11 protein-coding genes are annotated in these 15,080 nt (G+C 64.3%); 6 read left to right on the top strand and 5 right to left on the bottom strand.

All coding sequences use genetic code 11. The annotated features are described in order from the left end of the window. Positions 1-23: 23 nt before the first annotated feature. Positions 24-1,328: a FliI/YscN family ATPase gene (locus JC607_RS04090; RefSeq protein WP_198835675.1), complete on the top strand. Its 1,305-nt coding sequence runs from the start codon at positions 24-26 to the stop codon at positions 1,326-1,328. Positions 1,329-1,360: 32 nt separating this feature from the next. On the opposite strand, the gene JC607_RS04085 is transcribed toward JC607_RS04090, so the two are convergent. Genes JC607_RS04085 through JC607_RS04065 form a run of 5 tightly spaced genes read right to left on the bottom strand, consistent with a single transcriptional unit; the run spans position 1,361 to position 7,603 of the window. Next, a complete protein-coding gene (locus JC607_RS04085; RefSeq protein ID WP_198835674.1) occupies positions 1,361-2,713 on the bottom strand; it encodes an LLM class flavin-dependent oxidoreductase in 1,353 nt (450 codons plus the stop codon). Continuing rightward, positions 2,710-3,567 carry an oxidoreductase gene (locus JC607_RS04080; protein WP_198835673.1) on the bottom strand — a complete coding sequence of 286 codons (858 nt, stop codon included), beginning with the start codon at positions 3,565-3,567 and terminating at the stop codon, positions 2,710-2,712. The genes JC607_RS04085 and JC607_RS04080 overlap by 4 nt, the downstream gene beginning before the upstream one ends. A 12-nt stretch (positions 3,568-3,579) precedes the next feature. After that, positions 3,580-4,845: an acyl-CoA dehydrogenase family protein gene (locus tag JC607_RS04075; protein WP_198835672.1), complete on the bottom strand. Its 1,266-nt coding sequence runs from the start codon at positions 4,843-4,845 to the stop codon at positions 3,580-3,582. Next, a complete protein-coding gene (locus JC607_RS04070; protein WP_198835671.1) occupies positions 4,832-6,241 on the bottom strand; it encodes an FAD/NAD(P)-binding protein in 1,410 nt (469 codons plus the stop codon). The genes JC607_RS04075 and JC607_RS04070 overlap by 14 nt, the downstream gene beginning before the upstream one ends. Before the next feature lie 21 nt (positions 6,242-6,262). Then, positions 6,263-7,603, bottom strand: coding sequence for a sugar ABC transporter substrate-binding protein (locus tag JC607_RS04065; protein WP_198835670.1), 1,341 nt, complete (start codon positions 7,601-7,603; stop codon positions 6,263-6,265). Between the two features lie 506 nt (positions 7,604-8,109). On the opposite strand from JC607_RS04065, the gene JC607_RS04060 reads away from it, so the two are divergent. The 5 genes from JC607_RS04060 to JC607_RS04040 all read left to right on the top strand — a co-directional run bounded on the left by JC607_RS04060 (position 8,110) and on the right by JC607_RS04040 (position 15,028). After that, positions 8,110-9,801 carry a sugar ABC transporter ATP-binding protein gene (locus JC607_RS04060; protein ID WP_198835669.1) on the top strand — a complete coding sequence of 564 codons (1,692 nt, stop codon included), beginning with the start codon at positions 8,110-8,112 and terminating at the stop codon, positions 9,799-9,801. Beyond that, positions 9,798-10,796, top strand: coding sequence for an ABC transporter permease (locus JC607_RS04055; protein ID WP_198835668.1), 999 nt, complete (start codon positions 9,798-9,800; stop codon positions 10,794-10,796). The genes JC607_RS04060 and JC607_RS04055 overlap by 4 nt, the downstream gene beginning before the upstream one ends. A gap of 11 nt (positions 10,797-10,807) precedes the next feature. Next, on the top strand, positions 10,808-12,211 hold the full coding sequence (locus tag JC607_RS04050) for an NtaA/DmoA family FMN-dependent monooxygenase (RefSeq protein ID WP_198835667.1): 1,404 nt from the start codon (positions 10,808-10,810) through the stop codon (positions 12,209-12,211). Positions 12,212-12,240: 29 nt separating this feature from the next. Next, positions 12,241-13,578, top strand: coding sequence for a sugar ABC transporter substrate-binding protein (locus JC607_RS04045; RefSeq protein ID WP_198835666.1), 1,338 nt, complete (start codon positions 12,241-12,243; stop codon positions 13,576-13,578). Positions 13,579-13,684: 106 nt separating this feature from the next. After that, positions 13,685-15,028 carry a sugar ABC transporter substrate-binding protein gene (locus tag JC607_RS04040; protein ID WP_198835665.1) on the top strand — a complete coding sequence of 448 codons (1,344 nt, stop codon included), beginning with the start codon at positions 13,685-13,687 and terminating at the stop codon, positions 15,026-15,028. Positions 15,029-15,080: the final 52 nt, after the last annotated feature.

The raw sequence follows: 15,080 nt of genomic DNA, 5'->3' as shown, positions 1-15,080 counted from the left end.
ATTGGCTGAACAGGGGGCTCCGGATGGCATTCGCATTTGACTCACTTCGTGCAGAAATCGCCGCGATCTCGGCGGTGCGAGAGGTGGGCCGTATCACCGGAAACACGATGGGAAGCCTTGTTGTCAAAGGCTTACACGGTGCCTCGCCCGGTGACCGCGTGCTTGCAGGCGCGGTGCAACTCGGCGGCGAAGTGATCAGTGTCTCGGAATCAGGCGCCCTGATCCTGCCCGAAGGCGAGACCGGCGGCCTCGGGATCGGCAGCCGGGTCGAACTGGTCGGAAAGGTCGACCTTGCCCCCGATTCCTCCTGGCTGGGCCGGATCGTCGATCCGCTGGGCCGGCCGCTTGACGGACGCCCCCTGCTGGCGGGGCCAGAGCGACGGCCGATGGTCGCCACCCCGCCCGACCCCGCGCATCGGCGCGGTTTTGGCGCGCGGCTCTCGACCGGCGTGGCGGTGTTTGACACGCTGCTGCCGCTGGTCCGGGGGCAGCGGATCGGGCTTTTTGCAGGCTCCGGCGTCGGGAAATCCTCGCTGCTGGCGCGGTTCGCGCGCGGGGTGCAGGCGGATGTGGCAGTGATCGCGCTGGTGGGGGAACGCGGTCGCGAACTCAGGGAATTCACCGATAAGGTGCTCGGGCCGGAGGGAATGGCGCGCTCGGTCGTCGTGACCGCGACCTCGGATCAGTCCCCGCTGATGCGCAAACGCTGCCTCCTCTCGGCGATGACCGTGGCCGAACATTTCCGCGACCTTGGCAAACATGTGCTGCTTCTGGTCGATTCCGTCACCCGCTTTGCCGAGGCGCATCGCGAGGTCGCGCTCGCCTCGGGCGAGGTGGCCTCGCTGCGCGGCTACCCGCCCTCGACCGCCCATGCGCTGATGTCCTTATGCGAACGGGCGGGGCCGGGTATCGAGGGGTCCGGCGATATTACGGCAGTGTTTTCAGTGCTGGTCGCCGGGTCGGATATGGAGGAGCCGATCGCCGATATCATTCGCGGCACGGTGGACGGCCATGTCGTGCTCAGCCGCGATATTGCTGAGCGTGGTCGCTATCCGGCGGTGGATCTCTTGCGTTCGGTCTCGCGGAGCCTGCCCGGCGCCGCGACAGAGATGGAAAACGAGGTGATCACCGAGACGCGCAGGCTCTTATCCGCCTATGATCAGGCCGAGATGATGATCCATGCCGGGCTTTATGTCGCCGGAAGTGACCCGCAGATCGACCGCGCGATCCGGCTCTGGCCGGGCCTTGATGGCTTCCTTGCTGAGCCCGCGCCGCCCGGCGGCAATAAGGCGAGTTTCGAGCGGTTGCAGATCCTTCTGAAAGCGTGAGGGGCCGGGACGACAGGCGCCCCGACACCGGCCTATTCCGCCGCCAGACCCGGATCAGACCCGACCGAAGACCAGCGGTTCGCAGGCCGTTTCAGACCGAGATTTTCGCGCAGGCTCCGCCCCTCATATTCGCGGCGGAAGATACCGCGCCGTTGCAATTCGGGGATGACAAGCGTCACGAAATCCTCAAGCCCGCCCGGCAGCCAGGGCGGCAGGATGTTGAACCCGTCCGCGCCGCGCGAGGTCAGCCATTCCTCCATCAGATCGGCGATCTCGACAGGCGTTCCGATCAGCGTCAGATGACCGCGCGCGGTGGCAACCCAGGCATAAAGCTCGCGGATCGAGAAGCCGGTCTCATCCGCGATACGGCGCAAAAGCTGCTGACGGCTTTTCATCCCCTCGGTCGCAGGCGCCTGCGGCAGCGGACCGTCCAGCGGATAGCCCGCCAGATCCAGCGTCCCCCCGGTCAGCGCATTCAGAAGCCCGATCCCCTCTTCCGGCAGGATCAGCGCGTTCAGCGCGTCATATTTCGCCTGGGCCTCGGCCTTTGTCGCCCCGATAAAAGGCGCGAGGCCCGGCATGATCAGGATCTCATCCGACGCCCGGCCAAGCGCCGCCGCCCGCCCCTTCACATCGGCATAAAACGCCTGAGCCGAAGCCAGATCCTGCTGCGTGGTAAAGATCACCTCGGCCGAGGCGGCGGCAAAATCGCGGCCGGTCTCTGACTGCCCGGCCTGGACAATCACCGGATGGCCCTGCGGCGGGCGCGGCGCATTCAGCGGGCCTTCGACGCGGAAAAACGCCCCCTCATGCCGGATCGGCCGCACCTTTTCCGGGTCAAAATAGACCCCCGTGGCGCGATCCCGCAGGAAGGCATCATCATCCCAGCTGTCCCAGAGCTGTTTGACCACATCGAGATGCTCAGCCGCGCGGGCATAGCGCGCATCATGGCCATATTGCGCCGCAAGGCCGAAGTTCCGCGCCGGCCCGTCCCCATGCGAGGTCACCACATTCCAGGCCGCCCGCCCGCCCGAGATCATATCAAGCGAGGCGAAGCGGCGGGCGACGTGATAGGGTTCCTCATAGCTGGTCGAGGCGGTGGCGATGAAGCCGATATGTTTCGTGGTGACTGACAGCGCCGCAAACAGGGTCAGCGGCTCGAACCCGGCGGCCTTTGCACTGCCGCCCTCACGCCCGCCGATTTCGGCAGAAAGCGTATCCGCAAGGAAATAGGCGTCGAACAGCCCGCGTTCGGCCAGGGCCGCGAGCTCCTGGTGAAAGGCCAGACTGACCGCGCCGTCCAGCGGTTGATCCGGGTGGCGCCAGGCCGCGACATGCTGGCCGCCGCCGGGCAGAAAGGCGCCAAGGCGCAGCTTGCGGCTCATGCGCCTCCCTCCGGTTTGTGGTCGGCGGCGATGGAAAGGGGGCGCTGCGCCTTCAGCTCTGCCACCAGCGGCTCCAGCTTTTCCAGCGCGCGATCGACCGCGATGGCGCCAAGCGCCAGCCGCAGCGGCGCGTCATCGCGCGCGAGCTGCGCCAGCACCAGTTGCACCGCGCGTTTGGGATCTCCGTCTTCCTGGCCCGCGCCGGCCCGGATCGAGGCCGGACGCTGATGCGCGACACGGCCATGATAGGCCGCGATCTGCGGTGCTGCGAGGATCGAGCGTCCGGCGAAATCGGTACGGAACGGCCCCGGTTCGACCAGAAGCACCCGGATCCCGAACTCGGCCACCTCTTCCGACAGCGCTTCCGCCAGCGCCTCGACCGCGAATTTCGTCGCAGCGTAATAGCCGACACCAGGCTTCGCCGCGAGCCCGGCGACCGAGCTGATATTGACGATATGACCATGGCCGCGCGCCCGCTGACCCGGCAGGACCAGCCGCGTCAGGGCCGCGAGGGCAAAGACATTCACCTCGAAAACCTGGCGGATTTCGGCGTCCTGGCCTTCCTCCTGGGCCGCAAGATAGCCAAACCCGGCATTGTTCACGAGGACATCAATCGCCCCGAACCGCGCCTCGGCACCAGCGACCGCCGCCTCGCGCGCAGGCCCATCCGTCACGTCCAGCGCGAGCGGCAGAACGCGATTGCCAAAGCTTGCGGCCAGTGGCTCCAGCGCGCGGATGTCGCGCGCGGTTGCGACCACACGATGCCCGGCCTCCAGCGCCTGGCGGGCAAAGATCGCGCCGAAGCCAGTGGAGGCGCCGGTGATGAACCAGACCGAATTATCCTTTAATGTCATAATCTTGCTTCCTTATGCCACCGCCGGTTTGGCATCCGGGTGTATCGCGGCGATCCATTGCGGCGGCGGCGTGGTGCCATTCACCGCCCAGTCGCCAATGATCCGGTCCTTGTAGATGCGCGGATTATGCGAGGCGAGGGTGCGGGCATTGCGCCAGTGGCGGTCGAGCCCCAGCCCGCTGCGCGTGGCCGAGGCCGACAGCGCATCGAACAGCGAGGTCGTCGCGGCGAGGATCAGGTCGATCACCACCGATTGCGCCTGGGCCGATTCCAGTTCGGCCACGATATTCGCGGCGTCCTCCGCTGCCTCATCGCCGGCAAACCGGGTGGCGAAGGCGCGTCCGACCGCCTCGGCCGCTTTCAGCGTGATCGCCTGGGCGGCATAGACCTGGGCGCGGAGCTTGCCCAGCACCGCCAGGACCTGCGCATCATGGCGCGGCAGCGCGGCATTGGCGTGGCTGAAGGTGCGCCGCCGCAACCCGAGCTCTGCCACGGTATCGCGCACCAGCGCCCGCCCGATGCCCACCAGCGTCGCGAGATGGTAAAGCTGGTAATAGGCAGTCGAATAGCGCAGCCGTTCGGCCCCTTGCCAAAGGTTCTCCGGCGCAACTTCGACAGTCTCATAAATGCTCGTGCCCGAGGCCGAAAGACGCTGGCCGAACCCGTCCCAGTCATCCAGCACCGTCACGCCCGGCGCGGTGCGGGGCACAAAGGCAAAGACCGTCTCGCCCTGATCGTCGCTGGCGGAAACATCGATCCAGTCGGCGTAAAGCGTGCCGGTGGTGTAGAATTTCCTGCCGGTCAGCCGCAGCCCGTCAGCCGTCTGGCTGAGCCGTGTCGAGAAACGGTCGGTCTTTGCCTCGCCGATTTCGGTAAAGCCGACACCGACCAGATCCCCCGCCGCCAGCCGCGGGGCCCAGAGCGCGCGCCGCGCCGGATCGCGCTGGTTCAGCACATCCTCGACAAAACCGAAATGCACCCGCAGCGCCTGGGCGATGTTCGAATCCGCCTCGGCCAGTTCGATGATCAGGTTCAGGAATTCCGGAAAGCTGAGGCCCTTGCCGCCTTCCGAAACCGGCAGCCGCGTCGCGGTAAAGCCGCTTTGCTTCAGCGCCGCGATCTGTTCCAACGGCAGGCTGTGCTCGCGCTCGCGCCGGCCAAATGCATCGGTAATCGCGGCCAGGACCGGACGAAAACCAGATGCGACCTCCTCATACCGGCTGCCAGGATCCGTTTGCGCCGCTGGGGGCGCGCCCCAAAGCTGGTCAATCTGGCTCATTCACTTTCTCCTTCGTCTGGTCGGGGACGACATCCCGTTCCGACCCTATAATTTCTGCAATTTCCACGGCTTGCCGCGCGATATCGGGGATGGCGGTGCTCTCCCACCAAAGCCCGCGCAACGGGGGGCCAAGTGCAAAGAGCCAAAGCGACGGTTGGCCGTCGCGGCCCGTCACCCGCCCGTCAGGCGCCGCGTCAATCCCCAGCGACAGCGGCCCGGGGCGCACCAGCCCGCGTTCCAGCAGGTTCTGGACCAGCGGCCGTTCGATCCGCCGCCAGTCATATTCCACCCCGGCAGAGAGGATCACCGCATCGAACCGCGACGCCGTCACCGCATGACCGCCGCGCAGGCGGTGGCGGATCGTCACGCCCCGTCCTTCCTTGATCCCCTGCACGGTCGAGGCGACCTGGTGCAGCCGCCCCTCGCGCGCGGCCGCACTGACATGGGCATAACCGATGGGCGGGGCGCGGTGATGATGGACCTCCCACAGGCTGCGGACATGGCGCTGAAAGCGCCGTTTCTCACCTGGATCAGAAGCCCGCCACCAGCGCCCGATATGGGCCCGCACCAGATCCAGCGGCGATTGCCAGTCGCGCCCCGAGGCCTGGGCCAGCCGGCATTCCCGGACCACCAGCGCGAAAAGCGCGCGGATGGTGATATGGTCAGGCAGGTCGGATAGGTAATCCGGCCATTCCGGTGCCAGCCGGCGCGGCTCTGGCCGGCGGCCATGGCGCGAAATGACCGTGATATGGCCGTGATGGCCCGCCTCCGCCAGCGAAGCCACCGCATCGACCATACTCAGCCCCGATCCGATGATCGCAACTTCGGCCCCCGGCGGCAGCGCGCGCATCCGCGCGATGTCCCAGGGGGCAATCGCTTCACCAGCGGCCTGGCCCGCATCGGGGCGCGAAAAATGCAGCCCGGTTGCCAGCACCGCATTCCGGCCTGCAAACTCGCGCCCATCCGCCAGCCTGGCACTGACACCACCCGCCTTAGGCGCGAGGTCGGTGACCTCACCCGTGATGCAGGTCAGGCCCCCATTCAGCGCAGCCGCCTCCAGGATCGAAGCGGCGTAATGGCCGTAAAGCCAGCGCGGCACAAAGACATCCGCCGCCCGTGCCTGCGGCCCGCCCCCTGGGAGCGGGCCACCGGCATAGCGGTGCTCCAGCCAGCGGCTGAAATGGTCCGGATCCGCAGGGTCGGCGCTCAGCGCCGAGGCCGGGCCATTGGCCTGGTGGATATCTGCCCCAGCGGCATAGGCAGTGCCCTGCCCCGGCCGGCCATTCTCACCGATCAGGATCACCGGGGCGCCCTGGCGCAGCAGGGCCGCCGCCACCAGCGCCCCGGAGAGCCCGTCACCGATCACGAGTACCGCAGCTGTCGCCTGGCTATTCATGGCTGCAATCATCAGCCATGATCAGGATTTCGCGAAAGGCGACGGGCCTTCAAACGGAATCCGGTAATGTTCGGCATATTCCGCCATCACCGCCTCCCATTCGCCATTCTCTCTGGCGGCTTTATAGGGCGCCGGATAGTCCCAGCCCGGAGGTTTCTCAAACCCGTTCCATTCATGGTCAATATCAAGCGGCGTCACCTGTGCCTGGGGATCCCAGTCTTCCGGGTGCAGAACTTTCGACATCCGGCGATAATCAAAGGGCAAGACATCGCCATTATCGACATGGCGCGCGATATAGCCGTCGACATTCTCTGCCGTAACGATCAGCGATTTCCAGTTTTGCATCCGCTCGGAGGCGCGGGGTTGCCAGCCATTCAGAACATCATAAAGCCGCGAGGTGAAAAGACCCGCCTGATAGGCCGGAGAATTGGCCGAAGTGGCCAGCAACTGCCCGCTTTTTACCGCCAGCAACCCTTCGGCCGTGCCATCCGCGGCAACCACCAGCACATCCTCGCCCGGCACCAGCCCGGCTGCGCGCAGCGCCGCGATCACCCCCATCGCCACATCGTCATTCTGCGCCACAACGCCCCTTATATCGGGGTGGCGGGTCAGCAGGTCCTGGGCGGCCTTGAGTGAATCTTCGCGGTTGAAGAGCCCCGGCAGCTGGTCGGCAAGCGTGGTTTTGGGGAAATCAGCAAAGGCCGCGTCCCGCCCCCGGCTGCGCACCGTATCGGTCGAGAACCCGGGCACCCCGGTGACGCCGATAATCTTGCCGCCGCCAAAGCGCTTTGTCACCTCATCAAGCAGGATCCGCGTCACCGCACCATGGGCCGTGAATTCTTCGGGCACGGCATAGAGCGTGTAGTAATCACTGACATCGAAGGGGGTGAGCCAGGGTAACGTCGCCCAGACATTCGAGAAATAGGTCTTGTTCTGCGCCGAATATTCCGCGATCCGCCGCACTGCACTGCCATCGGGCGCGTGCAGAATGATCGCATTCACGCCAAGGCCCAGCTGCTGTTCGGCCTGGTCCAGCTGGGTCTGGCTGCTCATCTGCCCATCGAGATAGCTATAGGAAAAGCCAAGCTCGCGGGTGGCGGCTTCGGTCGCGCGGCTCGCCTGGATCATGAATTCGACCCGGCTGGTCCAGGCCAGATAGGCCAGTTTACCATCCGCCGAGGCAAGCGCCACATTCGGCAGGCCGCTGATCCCGGCGAAAGCGGTCGCCGCCAGCCCCGCCGATCCAAGCGCCAGCAGATCGCGCCGCGAGACACCTTTCGTGTCGAGCCGGTCAAGGTGACCGTCAACCGCCGCAGTATCATCGGGCGAAAACCATCCGCCGGCCTGTTTCAGGAATTTCATGGATATCTCCGCATCTGATGCCGGCCTCCCGCAACGCTTGTGGTCAGGGGCCTGGCGACAGAACAGATGACACGAAGGGCACAGTCAGATCTTTATCATTCTCGGCGCCGATCCGGGCAATTCCTGCCAATTAGCCGGGTCGAATTGGAAGGAATGCGCTCAACAGAAGATATGATCTGTTTGGCACCACTTAAGGCGAAAAATATTCTGCGCCGGCAGGAATTACCTTCCCGCCACCCCTCGGATTTGTGGGCAATAATCTCTCAGAATCGATCCGTAATTTCAGCAAAATGCACCCGACAGGCGAGGCAGAGAAAATATCGCCTGTAAGAATCGTGATTTAAGAATGCTGCATTGCCGCAAACGGGGGTTGTTTGGAAACACTTACTCTCTGACTTGCCTATATTCACCGGAATGAGGCTGCGGAGGTCCGTGGCCGGTGGCGAGCCAGACTTTTTGTCCCCGGGCAAAGAGAGGCTCGTCGCATCCATCCCGGAACAGGCGAAATGTCATCCAGATCAGAATGGAACTCCATCCCGGCGCAGAGGCCGGGGGACGCAGCACACACTGGCGGCAACCTGCTGGAAGTGCGCAACCTTTCGAAGTCCTATGGCCCCGTGCAGGTGATTTCGGACGTCTCTTTCGACGTGCCGCGCCGATCGGTGGTGACCCTGGTGGGAGAGAATGGCGCCGGGAAATCGACCATATTCAACATCCTTTCGGGCCTGACTGCGCCCGATCATGGCACGCTGCACCTCGCCGGCGCCCCCTATAGCCCGCCGAGCCACCGCGCGGCGGTGGCGCAGGGCATCACCCGCGTCTTTCAGGAACAATCCCTCGTCCAGAATGTGCCGGTCTATGAAAACCTGCTTTTGGGGGAAGAGGCGCGATTCACCCGGTTCGGCCAATGGGTTGACCGCGATGCGATGATCCGCGCCGCGCGGGAAATCGTCAGCGACGCTGGGCTGGATGTCGATGTCCGTCGCAAGACCGGCGACTATGATTTCTCGACCCGGCAATCCATCGAGATCGCCCGCGCCTGCCTGACGCCGAAACTTTTGCGCGGGGTCACGGAACCTCTGGTGCTGCTGGACGAGCCGACCTCGGCGCTGGACCGGCGCGATGAGGAGAGCTTTTTCAGCCTGGTGCGCAAGATCCGGCAATATGGCTCGCTTCTCTTCGTCTCGCACCGGCTGACCGAGGTGCTGGAAATCTCGGATGTGATCTATGTGCTGAAAGATGGCGAGATGGTCACCCGCGTCACCCCGCAGGAAACCGACGAGCACCGGCTGCATGGCTTCATGGTCGGGCGCGAGCGTGCAACCGACTATTACTACGAGAACCGTCAGCAGACCACGCTGCCAGTGACGCCCGCCTTGCGGGCCGAGGGGCTGCGCGTGCTGGCCGATGGGCCGGAGATCAGTCTCGAAATCCGGCCCGGCGAGATCCTTGGCATTGGCGGGCTGCTCGATTCCGGCAAGTCGCGGCTCGGGAAGGCGATTGCCGGAGTGATCCGCCCGCTTGCCGGGCAGGTTGCAATCGGGAATGGCCCGCTGCGGCGCCCCGACATCGGCCGCGCCACCCGCGAGGGCCTGGGCTATATCCCGGCGGAACGCCTTGCCGAAGGCATCATCCCCTCCTTCCCCACGGCCTGGAATTTCTCGACCGGCAGCGGCGGAGATCTGTTCTCGAACCGCTTCGGGATCTGGCACGGCCGGAAAGAGCGCCGTGCGGTCCGCAGCCATATCGACACGCTGGCGATCCGCTCGGCGACGCCGGACCTTGCCATGTCGCGGCTCTCGGGCGGCAATCAGCAAAAGGTGGTGCTGGCCCGCTGGCTGGAGCGCAAGCCCGATGTGCTGATCCTCGACAACCCGACGCGCGGGGTCGATGCCGGGGCGAAACAGGAAATCTACCGCGTCTTACGCGACCTGACCGATCAGGGCGTCGCGATCATCCTGATCACCGATGAGCTGCTGGAACTGATCGGCCTCTCGAACCGTATCCTGATCCTGCAACATGGCGGCGTGGTGGCCGAAGTGCCTGCCCCCGCCGATGCCAAACCCTCGGAACAGACCCTTGTCGGCCTGATGCTGAGCGATCCCGGCCAGGCCGCGCCCCCGGCGCCGCCCGTGGCCGCCCCTGCCCCTGACGCCCAAACCGCCGCACCTGAAACACAGCTGGAAGCCGCAGAATGACCACCGCCCCGCATCCGGAAGGCCGCACCTTCCTCTCGCCCCTCACCGGCCTTTTTGCAAAGGTCGAGACCTCGCTCTGGTTCCCCATCGGGGTCGTGCTGGCGCTGTTCGTCTTCTTCAGCTTTGCCACCGACAGTTTCGCCACTTTGCGCAATTTCTCGGCCGTGAGCGGCCAGGCGGCGACGCTGCTGATCGTCTGCCTTGGCGCGACGTTCATTGTGCTGATGGGGTCGATTGACCTTTCTGTCGGCGCGATTGTGCTGCTGGTCGGCGCGGTCTCGGTCTCGGTGCTGAATGCGCTGAACATCGGCTGGCTGATGATCCCCTTTGCGGCCCTGGTGGGCGCGGGCCTCGGGCTGGTGAACGGGCTGATTTATACCCGCGGCAAGATCCCGTCGTTCATTGTCACCCTCGGCACGCTTTCGGTGTTTTCCGGCATCGCGCTGACGCTGCTTGATGGCCGCGCCATCCAGTTCAATGCGCCGGGGCTGGAGAATATCTCGATCGGGCAGTGGATCCCGCGCCTGCCGAATATCGCGCTCTGGGCGATCCTCGCCTGGGTGGTTCTGGTCGTCATCGGAAGCCGCACCCGCTTTGGCCGCTATATGTATCTGATCGGCGGCGGCGAGCAGGTCGCGCGCACAGCCGGCGTCCCGGTCGAGCGCTACAAGCTTTACGCCTTCGCGCTGTCGGGGCTGCTTGCAGGCTTTGGTGCGATCCTCGCAGTCGCGCGGCTTGGCGCGGCGGGGCCGTCGCTGGGCTCGGATCTTTTGCTGAACAGCCTTGCCGCCATCGTGGTCGGCGGCACCTCGCTGGCCGGTGGTGTCGGCGGCGTTCACCGCACGCTGATCGGCGTTCTCATCATCGCGATCCTCGACAACGGCCTCAATCTGATGGGCGTCTCGCAGTTCCTGCAGATGATCATCAAGGGCCTCGTCGTCATCGCTGCCGTTCTGGTCAGCCGCAAATCCGGCGCCGACCAGGTCATCAAATAAGGCATACGCTCATGACCAAACGTCTGATCCTCAACGGGTTCGTGATGAACTCCGTCTCGCATATCCATCACGGCCTCTGGCGCCGCGACGATACGCTGCAAACCGAATTCAACGATCTGAACACCTGGACCACGCTGGCAAAAGCGCTGGAGGCCGCGAAATTCGACGCCCTCTTTTCCGCTGACATCATCGGGGTCGACCCGGCCTATAAGGGCGGGTGGGAGACCTATATCGAAGAGGCCGTGCAGATCCCGATCAATGATTCCGGCGCGCTGATTGCCGCGCTGGTGGGCGCGACGGATCAGCTGGGGCTGACGCTCACCTCGTCGATCCTGCAGGAACATCCGTTCAATTTTGCCCGCAAGATCTCGACGCTGGACCACCTGTCGAAAGGGCGGATCGGCTGGAACCTCGTGACCTCGGTCAGCCATAACGCCGCGCAGAATTTCGGGCTCGACCGCATCGTCAAACATGATGAGCGTTACGCCTGGGCCGATGAATATATCGACGTGGTCTATAAGCTCTGGGAAGGCTCCTGGGACGAGGGCGCGGTGCTGGCCGACAAGAAAGGCAACCGCTATGCCGATCCGGCGAAAATCCACCGCATCCATCATGAGGGCAAGCGCTACAAGGTGCTTGGGCCCCATCTGTCGCAACCCTCGCCGCAGCGGGTGCCGCTTTTGTTCCAGGCCGGGTCATCGACCGCTGGCCGCGCATTCGCGGCAAGGAATGCCGAGGGCACCTATATCGTCGCACAAAAGCCCGAAGGTGCCCGCCGCCAGATCGAGGAAACCAACCGCTATCTGGTCGAGGCCGGGCGCAAGATCGGCGATCTGAAATACATCCAGGGCATGAGCTTCATCATCGGCTCGACCGAGGAAGAAGCAGCGCGCAAGGCGCGTGACATTGCCGAAGATGTCAGCCTCGATGGCTACCTCGCCCATCTCAGCCGCGATCTGGGCATTGATCTGGGTGTGCTGGATCCCGAACGCCCGGTGAAAGAGCTGGAAATCGAGGGCGTTCAGGGCGTGGTCCGGGCATTCGAGGATTCAAACCCCGGCGTGATCCCGAAAGTGCGCGATCTGGGCCAGGTCTATGCGAAAGCCGGCAATATCACCGGCACGCCGGAAAGCATCGCTGACCAGCTAGAGGTCTGGCAAGAGGCCGGGATCGACGGCGTGAATGTCAGCTATCACCGCCTGCCTGCGTCCTTCCTTGAGTTCGCCGAACATGTGGTGCCGGTCCTGCAAAAACGCGGCCTCGCGCAGCGCGACTACGCCCCCGGCACCTACCGCGAGAAAATCCTCGGCGAGGGGGCCCGCGTCAACACCCGCCACCCGGCCAGCCGTTATCGCGGTGCGTTTGCGAAAACCGCCGCGCCCATCGCAAAAGCCGCTGCCGTCCCCGCCAAGTAAACCAACTCAGAAAGCCAAGGCACTACACTATGAATATCAAAGACTTCGCCCGTCGGATGCCCGACTTCACCAACCGCAAGGTGATCGACGCCCATATGGAACGGCTCGACACCAGTGGCGTGTCGCGGCGCGACTTCCTGTCCTTCGCCTCGGCCAGCGCGGCAGCGGCGGTGGGGGCGGCTTATCTCGGCCTGCCCGCCACCGCGATTGCCTCGGAAAACGGCAAATTCGCCTATCTCACCGGCTTCCTGATCAATGAATGGAACCAGACCTTTGACCGCACTGCGAAAAAGGCGGGTGAGGTCCTGGGGCTGAATTACAGCTCCTTCGACAGCTCGCTGGACGGCGAAAAGCAATATAACCAGTTTGAAAGCCAGGTCGCGGCCAGCACCAATGGCGTGATCTTCAACCTGGCGGATGGCAGCGCGATCCGGGGGATCTCGCGTGTCGCCTCGCAAAACAAGATCTATGTCGCCAATGTCTGGGACAGCCTGCCCTGGTTCACCCCCTTTGACGCCGATGAATACTACACCCTCTTCGCGGTCTCGGAAGAGGTCACCGCGCATCGCGAAATCACCGAAGTGCTGCTGGCTGAAGTCACCGAGAAATTCGGCGGCGGCGATATCATCGGCGTCACCGGATCGAAAGGCAGCCTTCTGGAACTGCAACGGAATCGGGGCCGCGACCAGGCTTTCGAGAAATTCCCGAAGACGAAACTGGTCGATGAGCTTCCGGGCCTGTGGAACCGCGAAGACGCGCTGAAGGCGACCGAAGATCTGCTGACCCGCAACCCGAATGTGGTCGGCATCGTGACCCAGGACGACGATATCGCGCTTGGCTCCATCGCCGCGCTGAAGGCCGCCGGCCTGCGCCCGGGTGAAGATGTGCTGATCGTCGGCACCTCGGGCACCGGGCTCGGGTCGAAAGCGGTCAAGAACGGCGAGATGCTGGCAACCAAGGGGAATACCGGGGCATTCGCCGCCGCGCTTTTCACCACGCGGATCTATGACGTGCTGAACGGCTGGGTGCCGCGCGCGCCGGAACGGCAGCTGAACTGGAACACGCTGACACTGGATCAGTCGAACATCGACGGCTGGATCGAACGCTATGTCGACAATGGTGATGTCGAACCGTTTGACTACAAACGCATGTCGAAAGTGCTGCACCCGGAAGACTGGGATCCGCAGAACGAAGTCTATCCGCTGGATATCGACAATAACTTCGCCGGGATCGACAAGCCCCAGGGCTATGAATACCCCGCCGCCTATGTCGCCGCGCGCGAGAATGGCGAAAGCGCTGCAGTCGCGGCGGAATATGCCGAACACTACAAAATCAAATATGACGGGCCTTCGCCGAACAAGGCCTGACCCCCATCCCGGCCCGTAACGGGCCGGGCTCCCCCCCGCTTTTTCCAGGCCCTTCGCCCGCAGGTCGCGGCGCGATGTGGCCGGTTGCACCCTCACGGAGGCCATCATGGTCCGCAAAAGCTATAACCCCCGGCATCTGCCCGATTTCACGCAGAAAAAGGTCATCGACCGCCATATGGAGCGGCTGGATACCAATGGCGTCTCGCGCCGCGATTTCCTGTCGCTCGCCTCGGCCGGTGTGGCGGCCAGTGCGGCGGCAGCGGCGCTTGGCATGCCCAATGTCGCGGTGGCCTCGGGGTCGAACAAGGTGGCCTACCTCGCCTGGAGCGCCAGCACCGAATATAATCAGCTCGTCAGCCTCGGTGCCGAAAAGGCCGCCTCGGCGCTTGGGCTGAATTACAGCTTTTTCGACGGTCAGATCGATTCCGGGCGGCAGCTGTCGCAGTTTGAACAGCTCGGCACCGAACAGGCGATCGGCGGGTTCTTCAACATCCTCGACGGATCGGCTTTGCGCCGCGCCGGGCAGTTTGCCGAAGACAACCAGACCTTTTTCGCCGCGATCTGGGACAGCGTGCCCTGGTTCACCCCCTTTGATGTCGGCGACTATTTCACCGTCTATCTGAACCCGCATGAGGATGAGGCCCATCGCGGCGTTGCCCGCGCCGTCTATCAGGCCGTGACCGACAAATTCGGCGAGGGCGAGGTCGCGGCGCTGACCGGCACCCCCGGCAACTGGTGCGAAATCTCGCGCAATGCGGGCCGCAATCTCGCGCTGGCGGAGTTCCCGAATATCCGCCAGACCGACGAGCTGCCGGGCAAATGGCTGCGCGAGGAGTCCCTGCGTGCAACCGAAGATCTTCTGACCCGCAACGGCAAGCTGAGGGGCATCGTCGCGCAGAACGATGACGAGGCCCAGGGCGCGCTGACCGCGCTCAGGAATGCCGGGCTCCGGCCGGGCGAGGATTTCTTTGTCGGAGGCGCAGATGGCACCTCGCTGGGGGCAAAGGCGATCCAGGAAGGGCTGCAGACCTCGACCAGCGGCAACAGCCCGGTTTTCACCGGCGCCTTCCTGACCAGCTGGCTCTATGATGTGGCAAATGGCTGGAAACCGCGCGCGGCAGAACGCCAGCTGTTCTGGAAACCGACCGTGGTGACGAAGGACAATGTCGATGCCTATGTCGGGCGTTATGTCGACAATAACGGCGTTGATCCCTTTGATTTCCGCAAATTCTCGCGGGTCCTGAACTCCGATGACTGGGATCCCCAGGCCTATGTCTACCCCGCCGAGACCGAAGAGATCTGGAAGGGCTATCCGCGCCCCGAAGGCTGGTCGCTGCCCGCGCCTCTCGCCGGGGCAAAGGCGAAGGGCGAGTTCGACGCGGTCCGCGAGGATTATGCCGAGCGCAACAAGATCAAATTCGACGGACCTTCGCCGCATAAATCGGCCTGAGCGCAGTCTTTATCTACCACTCGCGCCGGGCGGTGAACGGCTTGCCTCACCG

The organism is Paracoccus sp. IB05 (genome assembly GCF_016405985.1).
Taxonomy (GTDB): Bacteria; Pseudomonadota; Alphaproteobacteria; order Rhodobacterales; family Rhodobacteraceae; genus Pseudogemmobacter.
This window is presented reverse-complemented; position numbering and strand designations above follow the sequence as displayed.

Coding starts and splice junctions, on each gene's coding strand:
- JC607_RS04090 (WP_198835675.1), top strand. CDS start 24: ATGGCATTCGCATTTGACTCACTTCGTGCAGAAATCGCCGCGATCTCG.
- JC607_RS04085 (WP_198835674.1), bottom strand. CDS start 2,713: ATGAGCCGCAAGCTGCGCCTTGGCGCCTTTCTGCCCGGCGGCGGCCAG.
- JC607_RS04080 (WP_198835673.1), bottom strand. CDS start 3,567: ATGACATTAAAGGATAATTCGGTCTGGTTCATCACCGGCGCCTCCACT.
- JC607_RS04075 (WP_198835672.1), bottom strand. CDS start 4,845: ATGAGCCAGATTGACCAGCTTTGGGGCGCGCCCCCAGCGGCGCAAACG.
- JC607_RS04070 (WP_198835671.1), bottom strand. CDS start 6,241: ATGAATAGCCAGGCGACAGCTGCGGTACTCGTGATCGGTGACGGGCTC.
- JC607_RS04065 (WP_198835670.1), bottom strand. CDS start 7,603: ATGAAATTCCTGAAACAGGCCGGCGGATGGTTTTCGCCCGATGATACT.
- JC607_RS04060 (WP_198835669.1), top strand. CDS start 8,110: ATGTCATCCAGATCAGAATGGAACTCCATCCCGGCGCAGAGGCCGGGG.
- JC607_RS04055 (WP_198835668.1), top strand. CDS start 9,798: ATGACCACCGCCCCGCATCCGGAAGGCCGCACCTTCCTCTCGCCCCTC.
- JC607_RS04050 (WP_198835667.1), top strand. CDS start 10,808: ATGACCAAACGTCTGATCCTCAACGGGTTCGTGATGAACTCCGTCTCG.
- JC607_RS04045 (WP_198835666.1), top strand. CDS start 12,241: ATGAATATCAAAGACTTCGCCCGTCGGATGCCCGACTTCACCAACCGC.
- JC607_RS04040 (WP_198835665.1), top strand. CDS start 13,685: ATGGTCCGCAAAAGCTATAACCCCCGGCATCTGCCCGATTTCACGCAG.